The organism is Prevotella merdae, from assembly GCF_900290275.1.
GTDB classification, from domain to species: Bacteria; Bacteroidota; Bacteroidia; order Bacteroidales; family Bacteroidaceae; genus Prevotella; species Prevotella merdae.
This window is the reverse complement of sequence record NZ_LT985323.1, coordinates 1,011,249-1,034,785: the sequence shown is the minus strand read 5'-3', so window position 1 is coordinate 1,034,785 and position 23,537 is coordinate 1,011,249. Positions and strand designations below refer to the sequence as shown.

12 protein-coding genes and 1 tRNA gene are annotated in these 23,537 nt (G+C 45.8%); 4 read left to right on the top strand and 9 right to left on the bottom strand.

Annotation, left to right across the window (positions count from 1 at the left end; translation table 11 throughout):
• Nucleotides 1-100: 100 nt before the first annotated feature.
• The 4 genes from C9991_RS04110 to C9991_RS04095 all read right to left on the bottom strand — a co-directional run bounded on the left by C9991_RS04110 (nt 101) and on the right by C9991_RS04095 (nt 11,664).
• Nucleotides 101-7,981, bottom strand: a complete 7,881-nt coding sequence (locus tag C9991_RS04110) for a S8 family serine peptidase (protein ID WP_106811322.1) — start codon at nt 7,979-7,981, stop codon at nt 101-103.
• Nucleotides 7,982-8,152: 171 nt separating this feature from the next.
• Nucleotides 8,153-9,439: an L-cysteine desulfidase family protein gene (locus C9991_RS04105; RefSeq protein WP_106811321.1), complete on the bottom strand. Its 1,287-nt coding sequence runs from the start codon at nt 9,437-9,439 to the stop codon at nt 8,153-8,155.
• 72 nt (nt 9,440-9,511) lie between these two features.
• Complete coding sequence (locus tag C9991_RS04100; protein ID WP_106811320.1) at nt 9,512-11,557, bottom strand: protein-disulfide reductase DsbD family protein; 2,046 nt, start codon at nt 11,555-11,557, stop codon at nt 9,512-9,514.
• A 35-nt stretch (nt 11,558-11,592) separates the two neighbouring features.
• Nucleotides 11,593-11,664, bottom strand: a tRNA-Arg gene (locus tag C9991_RS04095).
• Nucleotides 11,665-12,070: 406 nt separating this feature from the next.
• Here C9991_RS04095 and C9991_RS04090 point away from each other — a divergent pair.
• Entirely contained in the window at nt 12,071-13,201 is a 1,131-nt protein-coding gene (locus tag C9991_RS04090; protein ID WP_157949355.1) for a helix-turn-helix domain-containing protein, read from the top strand.
• A gap of 114 nt (nt 13,202-13,315) precedes the next feature.
• Here the strand turns inward: C9991_RS04090 and C9991_RS04085 are convergent, their stop codons facing one another.
• Entirely contained in the window at nt 13,316-13,519 is a 204-nt protein-coding gene (locus C9991_RS04085) for a hypothetical protein (RefSeq protein WP_106811318.1), read from the bottom strand.
• 395 nt (nt 13,520-13,914) lie between these two features.
• On the bottom strand, nt 13,915-15,798 hold the full coding sequence (locus C9991_RS04080) for an AAA domain-containing protein (protein ID WP_106811317.1): 1,884 nt from the start codon (nt 15,796-15,798) through the stop codon (nt 13,915-13,917).
• 88 nt (nt 15,799-15,886) lie between these two features.
• Between C9991_RS04080 and C9991_RS04075 the strand changes: the two genes are divergently transcribed.
• Both C9991_RS04075 and C9991_RS04070 read left to right on the top strand, forming a co-directional pair.
• The gene (locus tag C9991_RS04075; RefSeq protein ID WP_106811316.1) at nt 15,887-16,684 is read left to right on the top strand and encodes an ABC transporter ATP-binding protein; all 798 of its coding nucleotides are present in this window, start codon (nt 15,887-15,889) and stop codon (nt 16,682-16,684) included.
• A 210-nt stretch (nt 16,685-16,894) separates the two neighbouring features.
• Nucleotides 16,895-17,419, top strand: coding sequence for a nitroreductase family protein (locus C9991_RS04070; protein WP_106811315.1), 525 nt, complete (start codon nt 16,895-16,897; stop codon nt 17,417-17,419).
• A 379-nt stretch (nt 17,420-17,798) separates the two neighbouring features.
• On the opposite strand, the gene argS is transcribed toward C9991_RS04070, so the two are convergent.
• Nucleotides 17,799-19,616 (bottom strand): arginine--tRNA ligase, encoded by a 1,818-nt coding sequence (gene argS / locus C9991_RS04065; RefSeq protein WP_106811314.1) that lies wholly within the window; start codon nt 19,614-19,616, stop codon nt 17,799-17,801.
• Between the two features lie 487 nt (nt 19,617-20,103).
• On the opposite strand from argS, the gene C9991_RS16970 reads away from it, so the two are divergent.
• Complete coding sequence (locus C9991_RS16970) at nt 20,104-21,270, top strand: AraC family transcriptional regulator (RefSeq protein ID WP_232823236.1); 1,167 nt, start codon at nt 20,104-20,106, stop codon at nt 21,268-21,270.
• Between the two features lie 3 nt (nt 21,271-21,273).
• Here C9991_RS16970 and C9991_RS04050 read toward each other — a convergent pair whose 3' ends face one another.
• Together C9991_RS04050 and C9991_RS04045 are read right to left on the bottom strand one after the other, a co-directional pair.
• Nucleotides 21,274-21,732, bottom strand: a complete 459-nt coding sequence (locus C9991_RS04050; RefSeq protein ID WP_106811313.1) for an RNase H family protein — start codon at nt 21,730-21,732, stop codon at nt 21,274-21,276.
• A 52-nt stretch (nt 21,733-21,784) separates the two neighbouring features.
• Nucleotides 21,785-23,446, bottom strand: coding sequence for a putative transporter (locus C9991_RS04045; protein ID WP_106811312.1), 1,662 nt, complete (start codon nt 23,444-23,446; stop codon nt 21,785-21,787).
• Between the last annotated feature and the right edge of the window lie 91 nt (nt 23,447-23,537).

The window sequence follows — 23,537 nt, the reverse complement described above, 5'->3', positions numbered from 1 at the left end:
GAGAGCACCTGGCTTTCAAACCAAGCACTCTCCCCTCTTTGTTTTATCCTGCAAGCTATACTACCAACCTGCGGATGTCTTTATTACAATAGGCTATACCTTACTTAACAAACTTTACTGTTGTAGTCTCACCATCGAGCACAGCATTGAGGGTGTAAACACCCTGACCGTTGTTGGCAATGTCGAGAGTAACAGTATCGCCTGCATGCAGGTTATTAACGGTCTTCTTGGCAAGAAGCTGACCAGCTGCATCGTATACGCAGATGACAGCCTTGGCTACATTACCATTAACCTTGACACCTACCGAACCATTGTCGCCATTTGTATCAACAGTGATATTGCCGTTGTCAGAGTTGATGCTGCCAATACCAGTAGCATTGATAACGTTGACAGTTATCTTCTGCTCGGTAGAAGCACCGTTAGCATCGGTAGCAACCACATTAACAGAGGTCTTGCCTATCATCTTGGCACTGATAATGAAGCCATCCTCTGAGGTGAATACAGCAGCCACATTGCTATTTGCAGATGTTGCAGTGTATGTAAGCTGGTCGCCATCTGGGTCGCTGAAGAGCGATGAATAGTTAATGATAGACGACTGTTCACCCACGCCATACGTCATCTCAGTCTGTCCGATGAACTCTGGAGCACGGTTCTTGAATACTACATTGTAGTTGACATTTGCATTTGAAGCATTGCCACTTGCATCGGTAGCAGAAACAGTAATAACGCCACTGCCCACCTTATTATAACCATACTCAGGAATAATATTCAATGTAGCCTTGAGCTGCTTGCCCTCTGGCACACCAAACACACCATTCTCGAATGTTACACCATCAGCCTCGTTGTAAGATTCAACAGAAGTGTAAGACTTGCTGTCCTCGAACGATACGCTGAATGCCTCGTTCTCGGCATCGGCTACGTTAAATGCTATCTTAGTAGACTCACCTTGGTTGGCAGCTACGATACCTTCTGGAACCTCAATTTCAGGAGCTGCATTGCGGTCGAGATAGATGTGATAGTTAACAGTAGGGTTAGCCGGATCGTTGCTCTTTACAACAAGAGTAGCCTTGTTGTTCTTGGCAAAGTAAGCACTCTTGGCATTGATCTGGAAGTTGATTGGCAATGATGCATTTGCCTCCAACACACCCTCCTTCTGCTCATTGAGTAACTTGATCCAAGGTTCGCCCTTCTCGTGCTCGATACATGTCATGAAGTAGCCAAATGCTCCGTAACTGTAAGCATTGTCGTACAGAGCCTCAATGTCTACCCAGCCGCCGAGCGACTTGAGGTGAGCCATATAGCGGTTGGTCTCCATAGTGCCATCCTTTGTAGCCATAAGAGCAGATGACCTATAACCAGCAGGATACTTAAGCACTACATAGAATGTATCGGCAGGGTTGATGTATACAGGATTATCGAACTCAAGCATTCGCGGTTCGCCCATATATCCATTATCTGTAGGCTCCTCATAATCGACGTGAAGCTTGCCGTGGCCAATAGTACGGTTGTCGGCTGTAACATCATTGCCGAGGATTACAGAAGCCTCAATGTCCACATTCTCAAGATTGCCCACTGTTCCCACGAAATAGAGGTGGGTAAGGTTGAAGCCTTCGGCAGGTGCTTCGAAACGTGTGGCTGCATAGAAGTTCTCGTCGAGTGCGCTTGCTCCAGTACCCATAATGGCTGCCTGAGCATTACTTACCGGATTGAGTACCGGGTAGTAGAGCATGTTGTCCTCAACACCCGTTGGCACGTCGTAAATGAACTTCTGGTCGTCCTTAACCTTCTTTATGCCGAGAGCCTTAAAGATGTTCTTGCCATGGAGACGTGCTACGCATGCCTCGGTGAACTGCTTAGCTACATCCTTAGAAGGATGAGCAATAACATTGAATGTAGGAGAAGGATCGTTGCCACCCTCGTAGTCGCCTTCTGCATCATCGCGTCCTGAAGGTTCAAGACGTAGAGAGTACTTAAGCTTATATCCGCCTTCGTTGAGCATCTTTACAGAAGACTCGCCGGTATAGTCGCTTGACACATTATTAATATGCAGCTCGTCCTGGTCGAACGATACGACAGGAGCCTTTGTAATATTAACCTTGATTGTGCCCTGGATTTCCTCGTCCTCAAGTCCGCTTACAGCAAAGAGGATAGGATAATCCTTCTGACGCACTTTGCTTACGTCGTAGAGAGAGATACGGAACTTAACCGGATCCTTGCCTACTGTGATAGGAGCCATCATACCTTGCTGGTAAGGCATCCAAGCCATTGTAGTATTGACATCAGCAGGTTTTACGCCCCAAGGTTCGTCTGGGAATCCTGGCTCGCCACCACCGCTATTAGCATCGGTATATACCTCAAGCAAAGCCTCTGGTGTGGCATATAGGTCGTCAGGATCGGATACAGCGAACAGCTCAGAAGCCACATCGTCGATAGTGAAGGCCTTGCTGCCCTTGTTCTCTATCTGGAACTCGTGGTATACAGGCTCCATTGGATACGGATTTACCACCTGCTCTACGTTGATGTCAGTCGGGAATACTGGCTCGGCAGCACCGGTGATGTTGAGAGCAACTGGGAGCTTGACACTCTCGTTGGCAGGAGCGTTAGTCTTAAGGTTCAGCTCGTAGTTGTATACGTCGGCAAGCTTGTCGGCAAAGAGCTCAATAGGCATAGTTGCAGTCTCGCCTGGAGCTACTACATAATTCTTGTACGGAGTAAACTCAAGGGCATTGCCTGGGTTGATGTACATATCCGACGGAGTGATACCGCGTGTCTCGCTATGGTCCATGATACCACAGAGACCGAATACGCCTATCTGCATACCGTTAGGATCGAGGTCGTACTGGAACTTGAACGAACCATCCTTGCGCAGGATAACCTGGAAGTTCATGCCCTGCATCATGGTGTTGCCATAGTTCTTGTAAGATACCACTACGTTGTCCTCGTTAGCCTTATAGTATACACCGTCAGCTGAAGGAGTGTTCATAGAGTGGTTGCCCCAGAACGGACAGATGATATTGCTGTAGAATGTCTCTGTTGTAGGCAGACTTGCAGGCGGCTCGGGGAACTGCTTGTAGTCTTCAACCGGCTCGTCGAATGATACGAAACCAGTGTTGTAGATGTACATCTCCTTGTACTTCTTGCCATAGAACGGGAACTCGAACGGCAATGTTACCTTCTTGAAGTCGGTCTTGTCGATGTAGTAAGAGTACGGCATGTGCTCGGTATAGTCTTCTGTAATATCCACCCAATTGAACGGAACGTCGAAGCCGTCGCTCTTAGAGCGGAATACATAGTCAACCTTAGAGTCGCCTTCCTCTGCAACATCAAGTGTACGATACCAAGTTTCAGGTTCGGCATAGAAGTTAAGAGGCTCGTCACCAGTATTGGTAACCTTGATGTCCTGCTTTGCATTAACGCCGTATGCAGTTTCAAGCTCAACAGCATCTGGTGTTGCATTCCATACCGGTGTACCTATTACGGTACCCTTAAGAGCAACCTCGTTTGATGTACCATCTGCATAATTGATAACGAGAACGTCCTCTACAGCACCCTTCTGTTCTGTAGGCAGCGTAACAGTAATGTCCTTGCCCTGACCAGCAGGTACATCAAACGCACTCTTAACATCATCAGCTACAGTGAACTTGCCGTTCTTAACGCTTACGCCACTAACATGGAGCACGTCCTTACCATTATTGCTTAGAAGCACGTTGTGATTCTGTACAGATGTCTGGAATACATTGCCAAAGTCTACGCTCTCGACATCGGTCTTGGCATCAGCCTTTAGGTTGTCGCCTGTGATATTTGCCTTAAGCGCAATGTTGCTGCTTGCATGTGCAGGGTCATTAGTAAGCACTGTGAGATAGTTGGTAAGCTCGCCTGCATAGAGGTTGTCACCAGCCTCAAGAGTTATAGTGATGTCCTTACTATCGCCGTTGCCAATGTAGCCATCGGTACTTGAAAGACTCTTTATCATCGACTTGGCAGGAGCCACAATCTTTATTGCACTGCCAGTCTCTATGTCGTAGTAAGGAGCATCGTAGCCACTACTTGACGAGTGAACCTTTGATGCATCGGTAAAGACGCAAGCATCCTTTGCCGCGATATCGCTCACACCAACGAAGTTGTTACCACCGCTACCAAATACGCCAGCAGGATTGTAATCGTCGTAGAATACCTCTACACTGCCGTCAGGACATAGTGCCATATGGAAGCTAAGAGTTGTGGTCTCGCCGCCACCTGCTGTTGCAGGTGTTACAACATCCTTGAACTTGACATAGAACTTACCGTCCTTATGTCCGTAGGTTATCTTACTGTTGCCGCCCATATCCATCCAACCAGAGTTGGTATAGGCAGAAACATAACCAAGACCCTCTACACAGTCGCCTGTAGGAACCATACAAGAGATGCGACCGTCGATAGGAAGCATGCTCAGTCCACCATAAGACGAGATGTATACCTGATCGTATTCCTTGCCATAGAATGGGAACTTGAAGCCAACCTTTACAGGACCCGACTGCCAGTTGTTGCTGTTGAACTGTGAAGTGATGTCGGTCTCGTCGGCAAGCTCAGGAGCTGGCTCATACTCAAATGTATCGTCACCAGCAACATTCGACTTGAGTGTGTAGCCGAACTTGTGTACACGTGTGGTAGAACCGTCTATAGTAGCCGAAGAGAACTTCGGGAATACATACTGCAACGGATACTCGCCCGTATTCTTAAGCGTAACGGTAGCAGTCTTAGTCTCGCCACCTACCTTGAGGTCGCCAAGGTCGAACTCACTCTTGTTAAGCTCCAGATTTGATGTTGCCGAAGCCACACCGCGCACTACAAAGGTGTGCTTGATGTTGTTCTTGTCTATCAATGTGATGTTGCTGGTAAAGTTGCCTGCCTTTGTTGGCTTGAACGTTACCGGCAATGTACCAGTAGAACGGGCTGCTATGTTCTGTGTACCCTTAGATACATCGAACTGGTCGGAAGAAGATGTGACGTTTTTAGGCGCCTGCAAGTAGCCATACGATCCACCAAACACGCCGTAGCCGCTGTTGGTAAGCTCTACATCAATAGTCTTCTGTTCGCCAACAAGCAGATTGCCAAAGTCGACGAGCTGCTGGCTGTGCAGTTCGGGCTGATAGCCTTTAACATTCATAGTTAAAGCCACCTGCTGCTTAGAGTCTTTAGCCTCGTTCGACTTAACATGTATATTAAACTTGTATGTGCCGTTTACGAGTTTCTGTCCATCATTCTTGAGTGTTACAGCCTGGCTTTCGCCTGGACGAACCTCGCCACTTATAGGCTCAGGATTAAGCACCTGACTCCAGTCGGGGTTCTGACTTATAGCCTGGACAGCCCATGTAAGATGATCGGAAACAGCCTCGAAGCTTGAACCCTTGAGCACCTCTGTAAGCTGTGTCCATGTTGCACCGTTGTTAGAACTGTAGAAGCTATACTGAGCCACATTGTCCTGACTTGTCTTGCCTGCACCAAGAGGATTCTTGGCACCTGCAGGGAACTTAGCCACAACCCAAAAGCTTGAACCAGGAGCGAAATAGATTTGTTCTGTCAAAGCAAGATTGTAGTTGTAAGCCCAGAACTGATATTTTACATTCTGAATGAGACTTGCTGTAGATATAGAACGTGAACCGTCGTATATCTCGACAACAGGGTCTACACCGTTCTGACCTTGAATCTTCAAAGCAGTGAGGTTAAAACCGTTAGGATACAGCTTCTTGTCTACATAGAAGTACTGTGCAAGCGCGTTAGGCAACTTGGTATCACTCTCGCCCAAGTAGCTGTACAGCTGCTCTGAATAGGTGAGTGTGCTTGGCCAATCCTTTGCTTGATAGTCAGAAGTAGCAACAGCATTGCTCTTTGCAAGTGTAGGAGCCACTATACCGCTGAACGGAACTACCTGACCCGGTGACGGCTTCTCGGCACGCACCTGGGTAGACATAGTTGCTTTGGTGGTGGCAGCTGTAAGCTCATACTTAAGCATACCCTTGCCTGCATTGGTAATATTAAACGAAGTATTGGCTGTAGGATTCTTTGCAGCATCCACAGTCATAGAGAGTGAAGTCTTGTCGAGCTTAACCTTAGGACCTTCGTTGGTCGTTGCCTCCTTAATAGGCGATACAGCCGAAGCCTTGCCCCAACGGTTGTAAGCAACGATAGCAAAGTAATATTTTGTAGAAGCCTCCAAGTTCTGAAGCTCGTAAGACATAGCGTCACCAGAGAGCTTAAACTTGGTGTCAACCGAAACCGAGTTGAGCTTATTAAGATTGTCTTCTGCAGTAAACGGCTCTTTGCTATAATATATAACATGGTGGTCGATGCTCTTCTCCTCACTCTCTGGGATAATCCACTCGATGAGGGCATTATCGTGCGAAGGAGTGACAGTAAAGTCGGCAACGGCAGAAGGCACAGTACCTTCCTTACCCTGCAATGCCTTATAAGCATCGATAAAGCCCGAACCCATCTTTCCAACATAGTTGGGGTTAAGGGTGTATAGGTCGTTTACGGATGTAGTAAGCAATGTGCGGAGTGTCTCGTTAGAGAAGTTCTTGTTGCCATACTTAGATAGAATAAGGGCAGCGATACCAGATACATGTGGACATGCCATTGATGTGCCCTCATTGTATCCATATGTACTGTTAGGCAATGTAGAGAGAACACCAAGCTTCTGTCCATAATCCATAAGACCGCCAGGAGCTGTAACGTCTACCCATGTGCCGTAATTGGAATAGCTGGTTACATAACCATCGGCACCCATAGAACCAACAGCCACTACCTCGTCGAGACAACCTGGGAAGAAGCGACCTTCCTCGCCGTTGTTTCCGGCAGCAAATATACATAAACCGCCATTCATCTTGTCGCCACCACCGTTCTTGGTAAAGTACTTAACGGCTTCGGTTACCGATTTGTCCTCATCATCAGGCATACCCATACCCCATGAACATTGGGCAATGCTTGCACCACGGTCGGCTGCATAGACAAGGGCAGCACCAAAGTCGGCTTCAGCCGAACTGCTGGCACGCGAATCGAATACCTGACATACCATCATCTTTACACCACCAGTACCATCTTTACCACCGGCAACACCTGCAACACCGATACCATTGCCATTAGTGGCACCTACAGTACCTGCCACATGTGTACCATGAGAATGGGCATTGATGTTGGAAGAGTTGATTACAAAGTTGTAACCATATACGTCATCAACAAATCCATCACCATCATCATCAACACCAGGCTTGCCGTTAAGCTCGGCCTCATTTATCCAAAGGTTGTCCTTAAGGTCTGGATGGTCTATTTGGAAACCACCGTCAATAATAGCTACAACAACATCCTTAGAGCCTGTAACGCCTGTCTCCCATGCCTTGAAGAGGTTGATGTCATTGCCGGCAACACTGCCCTGTATGCTTCCATCGTTGTGGTAATGCCACTGGTCGGGCAACAATGGGTCGTTGAGCGGCATTGTTGAAGCCGCCTTCTGTGCACGAGCAATATCGGCAGGCGATATGGGACGGAACTTTTCGCCGCCATAAGGCTTGTAGATAGGTATGCGCTGTGCATACTGAACACCAGCTGTTGACTTGTAAAGGTTGCGTGCCTGTGCCGGTGTCATGCCATCGGCTGCGTATGTTACGTCGTACCAGAGGTCGAGACCTGCATCCTTGTGCTTGGCCTCATCCTTGCCCGCATACGGGAACACACGCTTCATGCTTACAGCCTTCACTTTCTGAGCAACACGGTCTAACTGTGTCACTCCGGTCGTAACGTACTGAGCTTTAGCCTTACGCTGCAACGAGCCATCAGGCAAGGTTGTCTTCTGTAATAACGATGCAATCTCCGGCTGAAGCTTTACACGTACTACACCCTCCTTAAATGACGCCTCGGATGCGGAAGAAAGCTTCTGTGCGCCTGCTGTGGCGGTGCCCGAAAGGAACATTACACCACAAAGACCTAAAAGTTTAATCTTTTGCATACGATTGTGTTTAAATGATAAAAAATATATAATTATTTAATAATAATTTCAGTTTATTATGCAAAGGTAATAATTATCTACGAATTATCAAACGCAACAGAAAAGTAATTATATATACAAAACGTAGCCCCTCGCTCGACTTTAGCGAGCGAGGGGCTACGTTATAGCACACTATCCTTTATGTGTCATTATCTCCAGCACCATTTCGTCGGTCTTGTTCATAGCCTCAGCACCAATGCTGGTAAGATTTTTTATCGATTTATCAACATCATCGTCGATGATGCCTTCTACCGAACTTACGCACTTGCCCTCGATAGAGAGCAGAGCAGAAAGTAGGGCTGTAGACACACCCGACGATATCTTCAAGGCACACGATGGCTTGGCGCCATCACATATCATACCCGTGATATTAGCAATCATGTTCTTAACAGAGTTGCATATACGGCAATAGTCACCTCCCATTAGATAGGTTATGCCGCAACTCGAACCTATACTTGCCACCACACAACCGCATAGGGCCGACAGCTTTCCAAGATTCTGCTTGATATATATAGCGGTGAGATGACTGAGAGTAAGGGCACGTATCAGCTCTTCCTCCGTATTCTCGTTTTCTTCTGCATAAACCACAACTGGATTAGTAGCACAGATACCTTGGTTGCCCGATCCCGAATTGCTCATAACTGGAATCATTGCTCCACCCATACGAGCATCGCAAGCAAGCGCTGTAGCAGATATTATGTGCGAAAAAATAGAATTGCCAAATATGCCATGACTCATCGGACGGTCTATTGTTTTGCCTAAGCAATGACCGTAGTTACCTTTCTTTGATTCGGCGGCAGCACGCATATTATATTCGCGTGTCTTGAGAATAAATCTAAGCTCGTCTAACGGAGTTGTCGTTGAAAAATCGTGGACCATACGCATATCCAGAATAATATCGTCGTTATCAGCCTCCTTACCTGCTGGCTTACGATTATCAAGCCTGGCAACTCCATCACGCTCGACAAACACAAAGTTGGTATGCGCATGAGCTATAATTGCAGTTGCCACATGTCCTTCGGCCTCACAACGCACCTCTACATACAGTTTCTCTGTTATGCCACTCTTTAAGCGTATGTCGATATGATTTCCATTGATATACTGCTTGCCCTTTTCGAGGGTTTCGGGAGTAAGGTCCTTAAGTACCTCAAGTTGATATTCCGACTTGCCTACAAGCGCTCCTAAAGCCACGGCTATAGGCAGTCCTATCATACCAGTACCAGGAATGCCCACACCCATAGCGTTCTTCAGAATATTTGAAGAAAGCAAGACTGTTATCTTCTCAGGACAAAACCCTAAAGTCTCAGTAGCACGAGCCACACAGAGCGAAACACACATAGGTTCGGTACAGCCTACAGCTGGAACCACCTCACGATTGATGAGGGCAATAATCTGTTCACGGATTTGTTTGTCAAGCATATATTTAAGGTATTAAAAGAAGCCCTATCCCAGCCCCACCCCCAAAGGGAGGAGCTGGGGTAGGGCTTACCATTATTTATTATAATTGTCCAATCCCACCTTCAGGAAGTCCATATATTCGTTTATATCTTCGTCGTACGAGCGGCTACCAGTAAGCGGTTTGCCCTCATTGTCGAGTAGGATATACATAGGCTGGGTATTAGAGCCGAATTTATGGCGCTGCAAATAGCTCCACTTGTCACCTACGGTGCGTAAGGTACGCTGTGTGCCGTCGGTATCAGTCACGGTTATCTGCTCGGGCAATGGAGTCTTGTCGTCCACATAAAGCGAGATAAGCACATATTTATTATTAAGCATATCTGCCACCTTTGCATCTGTCCATACGGCAGCCTCCATCTTTCGACAGTTTACACAACCGAATCCAGTAAAATCGATCATTACTGGCTTACCTTCAAGACGTGCTGCTGCCATACCTGCCTCGAAATCTTTGAAGCGTGGATGTACCTCATTCTTGTATAGGTTAAAGTCCTGGGTATTCATTGGAGGTGCAAATGCAGACACTGCCTTTAGCGGAGCACCCCACAAGCCAGGAATCATATAAAAGGCAAATGCCAACGAACCAAGGGCGAGGAAGAACTGTGGTACATTGGTGCGGCGGTTCTCATCGTCGTGCGGAAAGTTGAATATACCAAGCAAATACAGACCCAACAGCGAGAATATGGCTATCCAAAGGGCAAGGAAAGTCTCGCGGTCAAGGATATGCCAACCATAAGCAAGGTCGGCTACAGAGAGGAACTTCAACGCAAATGCCAACTCTATAAAGCCAAGTACAACCTTAAGCACGTTCATCCAGCCACCCGACTTAGGTGCCGACTTAAGCAAAGTAGGGAACATTGCAAACAAGGCAAAAGGTATAGCCAATGCTACTGCAAAGCCCAACATACCGATTGTTGGTGCTACAATACTGCCTTCGGATGCTACAGCCACGAGCAAGAAGCCGATGATAGGACCTGTACATGAGAAGCTAACAAGCGACAATGTGAATGCCATGAGGAAGATGCTAAGCACTCCACTGGTCTCATCGCTCTTCTGATCTATCTTATTGCTCCACGATGAAGGCAATGTTATCTCGAATGCTCCAAAGAACGAAGCTGCGAACACCACAAGCAACAAACAGAAAAGGATATTGAATATAGCGTTTGTAGAGAGTGCGTTGAGTGCGCTTGCGCCAAAGAGCAACGACACTATCAAGCCCAATGCCACATATATCACTACAATAGACACGCCATAAGTAATTGCCTCGCGAATGGCTTTCTTGCGATCCTTGTTACGTTTTAGGAAGAAGCTCACGGTCATTGGAATAATTGGCCATACACATGGGGTAAAGAGTGCAAGGAAACCGCCAACCAGTCCGGCAAGGAATATATAAAGAAGCGAATTGCTTACTGGCTTGTCAAACTTTGCAAGTTCCTTTATCACCGGTGTCCATAGCTTCTGCACCTCGGCATTATCGAGTTGAGGAGCTGCTGCACTATCTGCAATAGCTACCGAGTCGACTGCACCTGCCTTTACCATAGAAGAGTCGAGTCCACCAGCTTTCAAAGTTTCGGCAACATCATCAGTCTCAGCAGACTTTTCATCAGCAGCTGCTTTGCCATCAATAGCGGGCGACTTTCCTGAAAAGTGGGCATTCACTTGAGTTGGCGGCATACACATCTCGTCGTTGCATGCACCATACTCCAGATATGCCTTAATAGTATAAGTGGGTTTAGTGAACTTCACCTTCTGCACAAACTGCACGCTGTTCTCAAAGAATCGCAGTTTCATGCCGAACATATTGTCCATCATTGAAATCTCGTGTCCACGTGGTGTCAGCTTGCCAACAAGTTCTACACCATCTTTCTTGTCTACATGGAAAGACGCCTCGATAGGACCATCACTACCGAGATTGGTTGAATAAACGTGCCAACCGTGAGCTATCTTACCGTCGAACACAATCTCTGCCTCAGCCGTGCTGCCTGTCTTCAGGTGCGACTTAAACTTCACGGGGTCAGCCATCTGCGCATTGCAAAACATTGCCACCAAAAGGAGCAACGCTAATGACATCGCTTTTCTCATAATCTGTATACGGATATTGGTTAGAAAAAAGTGCGTACTCCCACCGGGAATCGAACCCGGATCAAAGGTTTAGGAAACCTCCGTTCTATCCATTGAACTATAGGAGCAGCCTGATACTTTTATTAACAATCTGACAAAAAGATCGGATTGTGACTGCAAAATTATTGATTTTTTTCGGATTTAAGAAATAATACATTAATAAAAATTTAAAATCCCAAGCCGAGGCTGCTTGCGACAAACCTCCGACCTGGGATTATTCTATATTATCATGCGTTTCTGTATTGGTACTACTTAGTCTTGTCTATGACTATTCTCTTATAGTTTTTGATGTTGCAAAGGTAGGATAAAAATTGGCTAAGGGCTATCAAAATCGTGAAAAGGTAGGAGAAATAGCTTGTAAAAAAAGAAGATAATATTACAATTTCAATAAAATAACACAAGAAATAAATATATATGTCGGAAAAATTAGTACATTTGCAACCTACAATCTGCATTCAACAAACACTACCAATTATGACGTCTTTTCAACTTCAAGAATGTTTTGAGGTTATTGCCTTGTGCGTTGCTTCAATATACCTTACTATATGTATATGCATAGGTTTCTTCAAAGCACCTAAGGACGAGTTATATCGTCCATACCGTCAGTCTAAGCGCATGCTGACAGCGGCATTAGCATCTATGGCTATAAATCTTATCATGTGGCGTATACTTACTACGGGCGATTGGAGCAAGTTCAACTATGGCATAGCAATTCTTGATGTCGTACTGTTCTACTTTGAGGAGCTTATGATGTGCTACTCGTTCTGCCATATCCTCAACAATAGTTTCCTTACTCGTAGGCGAATAACAAAGGATGTTACTCATATTTTAGTTGCCACCGTATTAGTGCTATTGCCATTGATACCAGGTTTGCAACATTTCACCCAGTATTTCTTTTTAGCTGCGCTGATAATTATGGTGGTCAACATCTCCGAACTGGCTTTCCTCTTTCGCAAGCAATATAAGCTCAACGGCGAAATGCTCGACAACTACTTCTCCAACGATATGCACTACTTTGTGCGCTGGACCAGCCGAAGCATTACATTGCTTATCATTTCATGGGTTTTTGCAGTAGTTACACTGTTTACCAACGTATACGTCAATCTTGTGTTCCAGGCTTACATGGTTACGCTAAACTTTTATATTGCCATCAACTATACCAACTTCTGCACCAAATACGGCGACATAGCACGTACCTATCTACCTGCAGGAGAAGATCCTGAAGACATTATTATAAAACCAAAAGAAACCGACAGCCAAACTATTGAGGTACAAACACTGGAACATCGCATCAATACATGGATGGAGGCTAAAGAGTATGTTGGCTCTCAATTTACCATTGACGAGCTTGCGACAAAACTCGGAACCAACAAAGGCTATCTATCCTTCTTCATAAACGAGCATTTTGGCACCAACTTTAGTGTATGGGTATCAGGTCTACGCATCAATGAGGCTAAGCAACTGATGACAGCCAACTCAGAACGCAAAATGGAAGACATAGCCTATACAGTTGGATTCTCATCACCATCCTACTTCTCTAAGGTGTTCGCATCACATGAGGGTATGTCACCTACGGTATGGCGAAGAGAGGTGATGAGCAAGTAATAGCCTAAACAAAAATTAGTACATACAGAATAACGTTCATTACACGGACAAAATACTTAGTCGTGTGTAATGAACGTTATTATTATGATATATAATAAGGTGTAAAAAGAATAGCTACTCACGCCATGGATACTTGGCATGCGACCTGCTGTCGGTCTTTGCGTTCTCATCCACATAATAGCCCTTCTCGCTTGGCTTGCCATTTACAAGCTCTTCCACTCCACCTTCAGCATCCTTCTGTTGTTTGAACACTTCCTCGTAGTCGAGGTCATTATCGGATGGCGGCACCACATTAACATCAAAGACAAGAGTTGCCATAGCGATTACGCAGTTTGGCGTAAAATTTCTCCTTGCGTGCGTTGTTATACTTGTCCCAAGCAAGGCGTGGCGTTAAGAAAACAACCATAAGGATACTAAAAAACAGCACCGTAAGCGAAACCTGAACCACGAAAGGATAAAGGACAGGAAATGCAAAAACCGCGGTTTCATCGGGAAATACAGGATAACAGGAGAGAAAGAAATGTATAATTGCTGGTAGCAGATAAAAAGGAGAAAAACAAAAAGAGGATGTGTCAAAATGGGAGTTATCGGAATTTAAGAAGAAGTTAATCCATCTACGATGGATGGAAGTTAACGGACAAATGCTTTGTTTTCAGCAAATCATACATACGTCCGCTAACTTCTGTTAACTTCGGGCGAAGCCCAAACTTCCTTTAACTTCTTTTTGACACACCCTCCACAAATTCATACAACCTTTTATAAAATGGATGCGACGTCATGGTTTGTGCCGACCCAAGAATAATAAGTTTCATTCTGGCACGAGTTATCGCAACATTCATACGGCGCAAGTCGCGCAAAAATCCTATGTCACCTCCATCGTTCGACCTAACCAATGATATTAGGATGATGTCGCGCTCCTGGCCCTGGAACCCGTCAACCGTATTTACCGTTATCAGTCTACGATATGGACGGAAGTATTCTTTCTGCTTTATCATCTTGCGCAGCAATTGTACCTGGGCACGGTAAGGAGAGATGATGCCAACGTCAATTGATTCTTCGAATATGCGATTTTTGCCGATTTTATCGAAGTATTCTTGCAATGTGGCAAGCGTAAGTTCGGCTTCGGCACGATTGATACGACCAAAACTCTCGCCCACAAACTCTTCCTTGCCGTCTACATCCGCGGTGTCTACCCATACCATCGGACGATCGTAGTCGAGTATACCTCTATGACTTACCTCGGGAGCCGTAGTCACGGCACCATTGTAGAAGTAATCGCTTGAGAACTGCATTATACGCTCGTTCATACGATACTGCATAGTAAGCAACGTCACCACATCGGGTTTCTGCTCAACAATGCGCTCCATCAATGTCTTGCCTAAACCTCCCTTCAAGGCGGCAATGCTCTTTACTGTAGGCGGCAATTGACAATGGTCGCCAGCCAATACCACTCTACCTGCCTTGCGTATAGCTATCCAGCAGGCAGCCTCAAGAGCTTGGGCAGCCTCGTCAATAAAGAGAGTTGAGTATTTCTCGCCCTCTAACACTCTATTGGCAGCACCAGTAAGCGTGCATGCTATTACTCTCGCCTCGCCAAAGAGCGAGGAACGTATGCGCAGTTCAAGCTCTGTAGCACGACTTTTAAGTCTATCCATCTTCTGATGCCATGAATCTGCACGCTTGCGTTGACCACGCAACTCGCGTATGGCTTTGCGTATGCTCCACAATTGAGGATAGTCGGGATGGGCCTCGAAGCGGCGCTCGTAGGTAAACGACAGCATTTTGTCGTTGACACGTGTTGGGTTGCCTATACGCAACACCGCCACTCCCCTATCCACAAGCTTCTCTGAAATCCAATCGACAGCCATATTGCTCTGTGCACACACTAATACCTGACTCTCACGGCGCAACGTCTCGTATATAGCCTCAACAAGGGTTGTGGTCTTGCCAGTTCCAGGAGGTCCGTGCACCACAGCTACATCTTTTGCACGCAGAACCTCGTTTACAGCCTGCTCTTGCGAAGGATTGAGCCACGGAAAACGTATTGGTTCAAAGCTTAGCTTACGGGCTGGTGCCTTGGTGTAAAACATCTCGCGTAGGTCGGCAAGTCGGCCTGATGTGGCACGCATCACACGATCGAGCGCATCAAACATAAGGCGGTAACTGGTTTCATCAAAGAATAGTTGCACACCTATAGCATCCTGACGCTGAAGGTCAACAAGCCTTCCGGCATCAGGCAATGCCACTACCATGCGGTCGGCTTCGGCATAACTCACGGTAGCAGTAAAGGACATATACTGAATGCTGTCATTACCCGTCTTGGGGTCACGTCGCATCGTGAAGAAACAAACCGGACGTCCCGACTCAAAGTTATGCTCTATGTCAGAGCCTTCATGCCGTGATACTTCCACCACCATCTGATTGAGCGAGTTGTAGTAACTGCGCCCCAACGACACTGGGAACCATGCATCGCCTCGGCGCACCTTACGTTCCACGCCCATTGTCTCGGTTTGCTTGCGAAACTCCTCCTTCTCGTGGTTGTATTCTATCTGCAACAACATGCGCTGCTGTTGCAACTGCAATATCGAATTGTTCATTGTTATTTATTCTCGGCTACTTAGTGATGCAAAGGTACAATATTTTGAGAAATAATTGCTAATTTTGCAAACATCTAAATATAAGCAAATGTCAAACAATGCCATATCACTGCAAGACGTCACTATAGGCTACCCCGCCCGACACCATTGCCACCATGTCATAGGCTCTAATATGCAAGCCACAGCCCCGAAGGGCACTATGACTTGCATAATAGGTCGCAACGGAACGGGCAAATCCACACTTCTGCGCTCCATCGCACGGCTTCAGAATAGGCTTGGGGGCGATATTCTACTCAACGGACATAGCATTGACAGCTATGCACAAGACGAGTTTGCACGCTTGCTAAGCATTGTGCTTACGTCGAGACCCGACGCTCAGAGTATGACGGTATACGAGTTGGTGGCGCTTGGACGTACGCCTTACACGGGTTTCTGGGGCAGATTGAGCGACGAAGACCGCAAGATTGTAGACCATGCATTGTATATGGTGGGAATGCAGAATATGAGTAGGCGACGCGTGTGTAGCCTTAGCGACGGCGAATGCCAGAAGGTAATGATAGCCAAGTCGCTTGCTCAGGGCACCCCTATCATATTGCTTGACGAGCCTACGGCCTTCCTCGACTTTCACGGCAAGGTTGAATTGCTTACGCTACTACGTAGGCTGGCACACAACGAGGGCAAGACTATACTGTTGTCTACACACGACCTTGAAGCTGCACTACAAACAGCCGACAGGCTGTGGATGCTTGACAAGGATGGCATACACGAGGGAGAACCTAAGCTGCTGGTTGCCAATGGCGACGTGGATAGATATATTGGGCAGAAGGGAGTGAGCGTGGACAAAGACTTCAGAATAAAGATTTCGGTTAGCGATAATAATAATTAAATTCAAGTTTCGCAAGCGAAAGAAGTTATTGGAAGTTATTGGAAGATAACTCGCTTCGCTCGTGAATTTAATGGACAATGCCCATATAGTTTAAGCTATAAAGCTATTGTCCGTTAACTTCCAAAACGACCGAAGGGAGTGCTAACTTCTTTAATTCCGCTAACTTCTGAACTTGCGAAAGTTCAATAATTAAATAAAGGTATACAACGTATGGAAAACAAATTGTTAGAACTGATAAAGACTCGCCGCTCATGCCGCCACTACAAAGCAGAGCAGGTAAGCGACAAAGAATTAAATGCTGTGCTTGAAGCAGGCGAATATGCACCTACGGGGCACGGACTGCAAGACCCTATAATAGTTGCGGTACAGAACAACGATATCAAGGCACAACTTGCACATCTTAACGCTCAAATTATGGGTGTAGACAGCAATCCCTACTATGACGCTCCTACCTATCTGCTTGTTTTCTCAACTAAGGACAACCCCAATGCTTTCCAAGACGGCTCTTGCGTATTGGAGAACATGATGCTTGCCGCACATGCCTTGGGGCTCGGTACTTGCAGGATTAACCGCGAATATCAGATGTTCCAAACCGAGGAGGGCAAAGAGCTGATGAAAACCCTTGGAGTGGACGAGAAATATATAGGTATCGGCGCACTGTCTTTGGGATATGCATCGAGAGAAGCTCGCCCTGCAGCTCCGCGCAAAGAGGGAAGAGTGAAGATTGTAAAGTAACACGTCTTGGGGAATATATATTACTTGGGCATTTAAATTATATTACTTTGCCATTTAAATTATATTACTTTGCCATTTAATATATATTACTTTGAGACAGCATCTGGCATACCTGAAAACATAGCCAAGATACCAACAACAATAATTACACGAACACGGAACAATAACGGCAATAATACATAACAGAGAGTGTATGTAAAAAGCCCAAAAAAGTACGCCCTGTAAGAGCAAAAGCATTTATTATCAACGCTTTTGCCCTTACAGGGCGCTTTTTGTTCACTATAATTACCCAAGGCGCTGCCTTGGGCTAGGCGCAAATTGGGCTTTCAGCCCGCTTCTTTTGATTTTTTTGACGCGCCCTCATGTATATAATATTATATTACATACGCTCAGGCACCTCAATGCCCAACAGCGCCATACCGTTCTTCAATGTCTTGCCCACGTTCTGTGCAAGTACAAGGCGCACCACTTTCTCGTTCTCGGTGTCGGCACCAAGGATAGAATAGTCGTGATAGAACTGATTGAAAGCCTTGGTAAGCTCGTAACAGTAGTTGGCAATGCCCGATGGCGAGTAGTCCTTACCAGCCTGCTCTACAGCAGCACCAAACTCGTTGAGCTTCTGGATAAGCTCTATCTCCTTCTCGTTAAGAGGCATCTCGTCCGACAAAGTTGTCGGGATTGTAATGCCCTCTGCAGCTGCCTTACGCAAGATAGAGCGTATACGAGCGTAGGTATACTGTATGAACGGACCGGTGTTGCCGTTAAAGTCGATAGATTCCTCTGGGTTGAAGAGCATATTCTTACGGGCATCAACCTTAAGGATGAAGTACTTCAAGGCACCGAGACCCACGATGCGGGCAATCTCGTTGCGTTCTTCCTCGCTCATATCCTTAAACTTGCCAAGCTCCTCACTTGTCTGCTTTGCATCGGCAATCATGGCTGCAATCAGGTCGTCGGCATCAACAACAGTTCCCTCACGGCTCTTCATCTTGCCGTTAGGAAGCTCTACCATACCATAAGAGAAATGTACAAGCTCCTTGCCCCACTTAAAGCCAAGACGGTCGAGCAGGATTGAGAGCACCTGGAAGTGATAGTTCTGCTCGTTGCCAACAACATAAATCATCTTGTCGATAGGGAAGTCGTTGAAACGCATCTCGGCAGTACCAATGTCCTGAGTCATATATACGCTGGTGCCATCCGAACGTAGCAAGAGCTTCTGGTCAAGACCCTCGTCAGTAAGGTCGGCCCAAACAGAGTTGTCATCCTTGCGGAAGAAGAGACCCTTAGCCAAGCCTTCCTCAACCTTCTTCTTACCTACGAGATAGGTATTCGACTCATAGTAAATCTTATCAAAGCCAACACCAAGAGCCTTGTAAGTCTCGTCGAAGCCGGCATATACCCAGTCGTTCATCTTCTTCCAAAGAGCACGTACCTCAGGGTCGTTCTGCTCCCACTTTACAAGCATCTCGTGAGCCTCCTTGATAAGGGGCGATTCTTCCTTAGCCTTCTTTTCAGCCGACTCTTCATCCATGCCCTCGGCAATGTACTTAGCCTTAAGTTCGGCAACTTCTGCACGATAGTGCCAGTCGAAAGCTACATAATAGTCGCCTATAAGGTGGTCGCCCTTCTTGCCAGATGTCTCTGGTGTCTCGCCATTGCCGTACTTAAGCCAAGCAAGCATTGACTTGCAGATGTGGATACCACGGTCGTTAACGATGTTGGTCTTAACCACCTTGTTGCCGTTAGCCTCCATAATTTGAGCAAGCGACCAACCAAGAAGGTTGTTGCGCACGTGTCCAAGGTGTAGAGGCTTGTTGGTGTTAGGCGAAGAGTATTCAATCATAACGAGTGGCGAGTTTTCTGTAACAGGCTTCTCGCCAAACTTCTCGTTTTGGTTCATTTCGTTGAGCAGAGAGAGCCAAGCCTTCTTGTCGATAACAAGATTGAGGAATCCCTTAACCACATTAAAGTCGGCTATAGCCTCGCAATTCTGCTTGATGTATGCACCAAGATCTTGTGCAGTATCCTCTGGTTTCTTATGAGAAATCTTGAGGAACGGGAATACTACGAGGGTAAGATTACCCTCAAATCCGCTTCTGGTCTTTTGAAGTTGCACCAAATTCTCGGGTACTTCTTGACCATAAAGTTCTTTCACCGCTGCCTGAGCAGAAGTGATGATTTGCTGTTCTATTGTCATAATTATACTGTTTTATTCTTGCTTATAATGGGTAATATATAATAATGTGGAGTTTCAAGATGCAAAGTTATAAAATAATTTGCTAAGTATGACACGAGAATTGTGTTTTTGTGGGCTATTCATCATAACATAAACAAGGATGCATGTAACAATTTTTATATACAGGTGTCGCATTGGTACCAATGCGACACAAAAAAACACGCAATGCGACACAAAAGTCGAGGAATGCGACACTTCATCTAATTATATTTTTATATTTTTGCATTAAGTTTTTAAGACATAAAATTGTTTTAAGAATATAAGTCACAAGGTTGTTATAAGAAGATAGTCTCTTAAGGTTTTATAAGGAGACTAAAGCGGAGCGCCGCTTGAAGATGCAGCGGATGGTCATTGCCTCCGCTGCTATTTTTTATTTAAAAATCGGTCCTTTATCATGGTCATTTCCAATAAAAGTTGTATTTTTGCATATAACTAATCTTAGCTAATTATGGACCTTTTATTCATCACACAATACACTTGCTTTATATTCATGGTGATAAACGCCATGATATTAGGTATAAGCTCTATACATGTACGCTGGAAAAACAAGCGATACGAGCAGTCGCGTTGGCTATTTTTCGTGGCTATGATAGGTTTTGCATCGCAGTTTTTTGTACAGATGAAGTTTGGATTCCGAGCCACAAGCACCGAATTGGGCGCCTTAATCAACATTATATTCTATATTCCTTGCTTCACGTTAACAGCATTGGGCATATACAACATTGAGGCACCACACGCCCACTTCAAACAGATGTACATAGTATGTGGCAGTATATATGCTGCCACCATAGGAGCTGTTGTGGCAGGCTATTGCAATACCGGCAGTATGTATATAGGCGGATGGCTGTACGTAATGATGTTACTGCACTTGATCAATGTAATATACTGTATCACCAAGATTGTCATTGCTATAAAAAGACACCGTATGATGTTAGAAGCAATGACAGCCTCGGACATGCTGCCATTTATGCGCTATGCCCACGCCTGCGTAGCTATGCTACTGATATCTGTCTCTACTGTGCCATTCGCTATTATACACACCCCATTAACATGTATAGTTGCGCCATTGGTGCTCATTGCCTTCCTTGTATTCTGCATTACCTTCGTGGCACTTGGCTATAGTTATATGCCTACAGACGAACTGCTTGACTTGGAAGGAGACAAGGAGTTAAGTAAGAAAGTAGAAAATGACGACATTGTTGACAACAGTCAACAGGGTGCGACAAACAACATGCGCAACACATCGGGCAAGCAAAATATCTTGACCGAAGAACGCATAGACTTGATAAAGAAAAGGCTTGACGAGTGGTGCGGCAAGAAAGGCTATAAGGATTGTTCGGTAAATATGCTGATGTTGTCGCTTGCAATAGGCATATCCAAAGACGACCTTTCGCTATACTTCGACCAATGTCTTGACTCTACATTCAGGATATGGCTAAGCGATATCCGATTTAACGCAGCCAAAGAGATGATGATAAAATATCCTGAATACAACAACGAAATAATATCTACCGAATGTGGATTCTCGTCGCGTACCCATTTGTATAGGGTATTCAAACAAAAAGCCGACTGCACGCCAACGGCATGGCGAGCTGGCGCAACAGAAAAGAAATAGACTCTACTTGCGGCCAAAGTCAGCCGGCACTTCTCCCCATTTCTTTGTTTCCCACTTCAATATAGGGTTCTTTATCTGATGCGTGCGCAACCAAGCCTCTGCTCTTGCTATGATTTGATACAATTGTTCGGTCTGCGGTGTACGCAGAAGCTTTGTCTTGCATTGTCGTTTCTGCACCCACAATATAGCATTGTGCGAATCGCTATATATAGTCTTGCCCGTTATGCCCTGCTTGTCGAGCAGAGCAAGAGCGTGCACGATAGCAAGAAACTCGCCTATATTATTGGTGCCATGCACTGGACCGAAATGAAATACTTGAGCTCCGGTGGCAAGGTCAATGGCTTGATATTCCATCGGGCCTGGATTGCCTGAGCAAGCAGCATCTACTGCCCATGCATTGGCAGTAACTTCTAACGGAAGGGGCAGAACTGTATCGTGACGATAATCGGGAGGGTTTTGCATATTGAGTTACGAGTTAGGAGTTAGGAATTACGAATTATGAGTTACTAATTCATCAAACCATAAACATTATTATCACTTGCGCTATTATCACGCGTATGAACATACCAAGTGGATAAACCGATGTGTAAGCCACAGCTGCGCGATCGCCTGGTATTGTTTCGTTGGCATAGCTTAGAGCCATAGGATTTGCCATAGAGCCACATAACAATCCACAGACTGTGCCAAAATCGAACTTCTTAGTCTTCAATGCAACCGCTCCGATAATGAGTAGCGGGAGTATTGTAAGCACAACACCAATGCCAACCCACAACAATCCCTCAGGACGTATTATGGTAGTAAGGAAGTCCTTACCGGCTGCCAAACCAAGACAAGCAAGATATAGCGACAAACCAAGCTTGCGAAGCATGAGCGACGCAGAACGTGTGGTATAGCTTATAAAGTGAACTCGTGAGCCTAAGGCTCCGATAAGAATACCCATTATAATTGGGCCGCCGGCTATGCCAAGCTTAACTGGAGCACTCATTCCAGGAATAGAAATAGGTATCATACCTACAGCCAAACCAAGTAAGAGACCAAAGAAAATGGCACCGAGATTGGGCTCATTAAGCACCTGAACAGCATTGCCGAGGAAAGCCTCTGCATGACTGATGTCCTCGTGAGTGCCAACAACCGTAAGACGATCGCCATATTGCAGATGCAAAGAGTCGACAGCAAGCAACTTGATATCGCCACGCATTACACGCGAAACATTAACACCATAGGTCTGGCGTACACGCAGCGATCCAAGAGTCTTACCATTTAGTTTGGTACGCGTCATAACTATCACACGGCTCTCCATAGACGAATCGATGGAGTTCCAATCAATATGGTCGCGGTTCCAATCCTTCTCCACACGCTTGCCAAAAAGAATGTCCATGGCAGGCACCTCATCACGATTGGTAACAACAAGCACATTGTCGCCTATCTGCATCTCGGTAGAGGCAAGCGGGACAATTACATTGTCGCCTCGCCAAATACGGGAGATAATGAAGTGGCGATGGGTTTTCTGCGATATCTCGGCAATGGTCTTACACGATATAGCTGGGTTGACAACAACAAACTGTCCAACAAAGGTCTGGTCGTCATCATCCGACTTGTTGGGCGAAAGGTCGTCTGGGCGCACAATAAACTTACGCAACAATATCATGGCAACAATAACACCTACAACACCAAGCGGATAGGTAACAGCACAACCAAGGGCTGCACCGCTACTTGATAGATGAGCAGTGGCAAGAGCTTGCTGGGCTGCACCAAGAGCAGGTGTATTGGTAGTGGCACCACACAGTATACCAACCATGTCGGGTATAGATATAGGCAACACAAGACATAGGGCAAGCGCCATAACGGTGCCAAGAGCTATGACGCCCAAGCCCCACATATTGAGCGACACACCCTCATTGCGCATCATACCAATGAAGTTGGGACCCACATGCAAGCCAAGTGCATACACAAAAAGAGACAAGCCAAGCGTCTCGGCAAAATGAAGCATCTGCTCATCGGCCGAGAAATGCAGACTACCTGCAACTATACCTATAAAGAACACAAACGCCACTCCAAGCGAAATACCTTTGACATGCATCTTGCCAAGAGCAAGTCCGGTAGACACAATAAGCGAGAGCAACACTATAGTCTGCACGGCAGAGTGTATCGTGAAAAGACTTTCAATCCATTCCATTTCGTTAGTATAAGTACCTTGTTTTCTATTTAAGATTCTACTTTATCTAAATGTTGTGCAAAGGTAATGTAAAAATCTGAGTAAAACATCT

Bases quoted from the DNA above. Each gene is read 5' to 3' on its own strand.
- C9991_RS04045 (WP_106811312.1), bottom strand. From the start codon at position 23,446: ATGGAATGGATTGAAAGTCTTTTCACGATACACTCTGCCGTGCAGACT.
- C9991_RS04100 (WP_106811320.1), bottom strand. From the start codon at position 11,557: ATGAGAAAAGCGATGTCATTAGCGTTGCTCCTTTTGGTGGCAATGTTT.
- C9991_RS16970 (WP_232823236.1), top strand. From the start codon at position 20,104: ATGGACCTTTTATTCATCACACAATACACTTGCTTTATATTCATGGTG.
- argS (WP_106811314.1), bottom strand. From the start codon at position 19,616: ATGACAATAGAACAGCAAATCATCACTTCTGCTCAGGCAGCGGTGAAA.
- C9991_RS04075 (WP_106811316.1), top strand. From the start codon at position 15,887: ATGTCAAACAATGCCATATCACTGCAAGACGTCACTATAGGCTACCCC.
- C9991_RS04080 (WP_106811317.1), bottom strand. From the start codon at position 15,798: ATGAACAATTCGATATTGCAGTTGCAACAGCAGCGCATGTTGTTGCAG.
- C9991_RS04070 (WP_106811315.1), top strand. From the start codon at position 16,895: ATGGAAAACAAATTGTTAGAACTGATAAAGACTCGCCGCTCATGCCGC.
- C9991_RS04110 (WP_106811322.1), bottom strand. From the start codon at position 7,981: ATGCAAAAGATTAAACTTTTAGGTCTTTGTGGTGTAATGTTCCTTTCG.
- C9991_RS04085 (WP_106811318.1), bottom strand. From the start codon at position 13,519: ATGGCAACTCTTGTCTTTGATGTTAATGTGGTGCCGCCATCCGATAAT.
- C9991_RS04105 (WP_106811321.1), bottom strand. From the start codon at position 9,439: ATGCTTGACAAACAAATCCGTGAACAGATTATTGCCCTCATCAATCGT.
- C9991_RS04050 (WP_106811313.1), bottom strand. From the start codon at position 21,732: ATGCAAAACCCTCCCGATTATCGTCACGATACAGTTCTGCCCCTTCCG.
- C9991_RS04090 (WP_157949355.1), top strand. From the start codon at position 12,071: ATGACGTCTTTTCAACTTCAAGAATGTTTTGAGGTTATTGCCTTGTGC.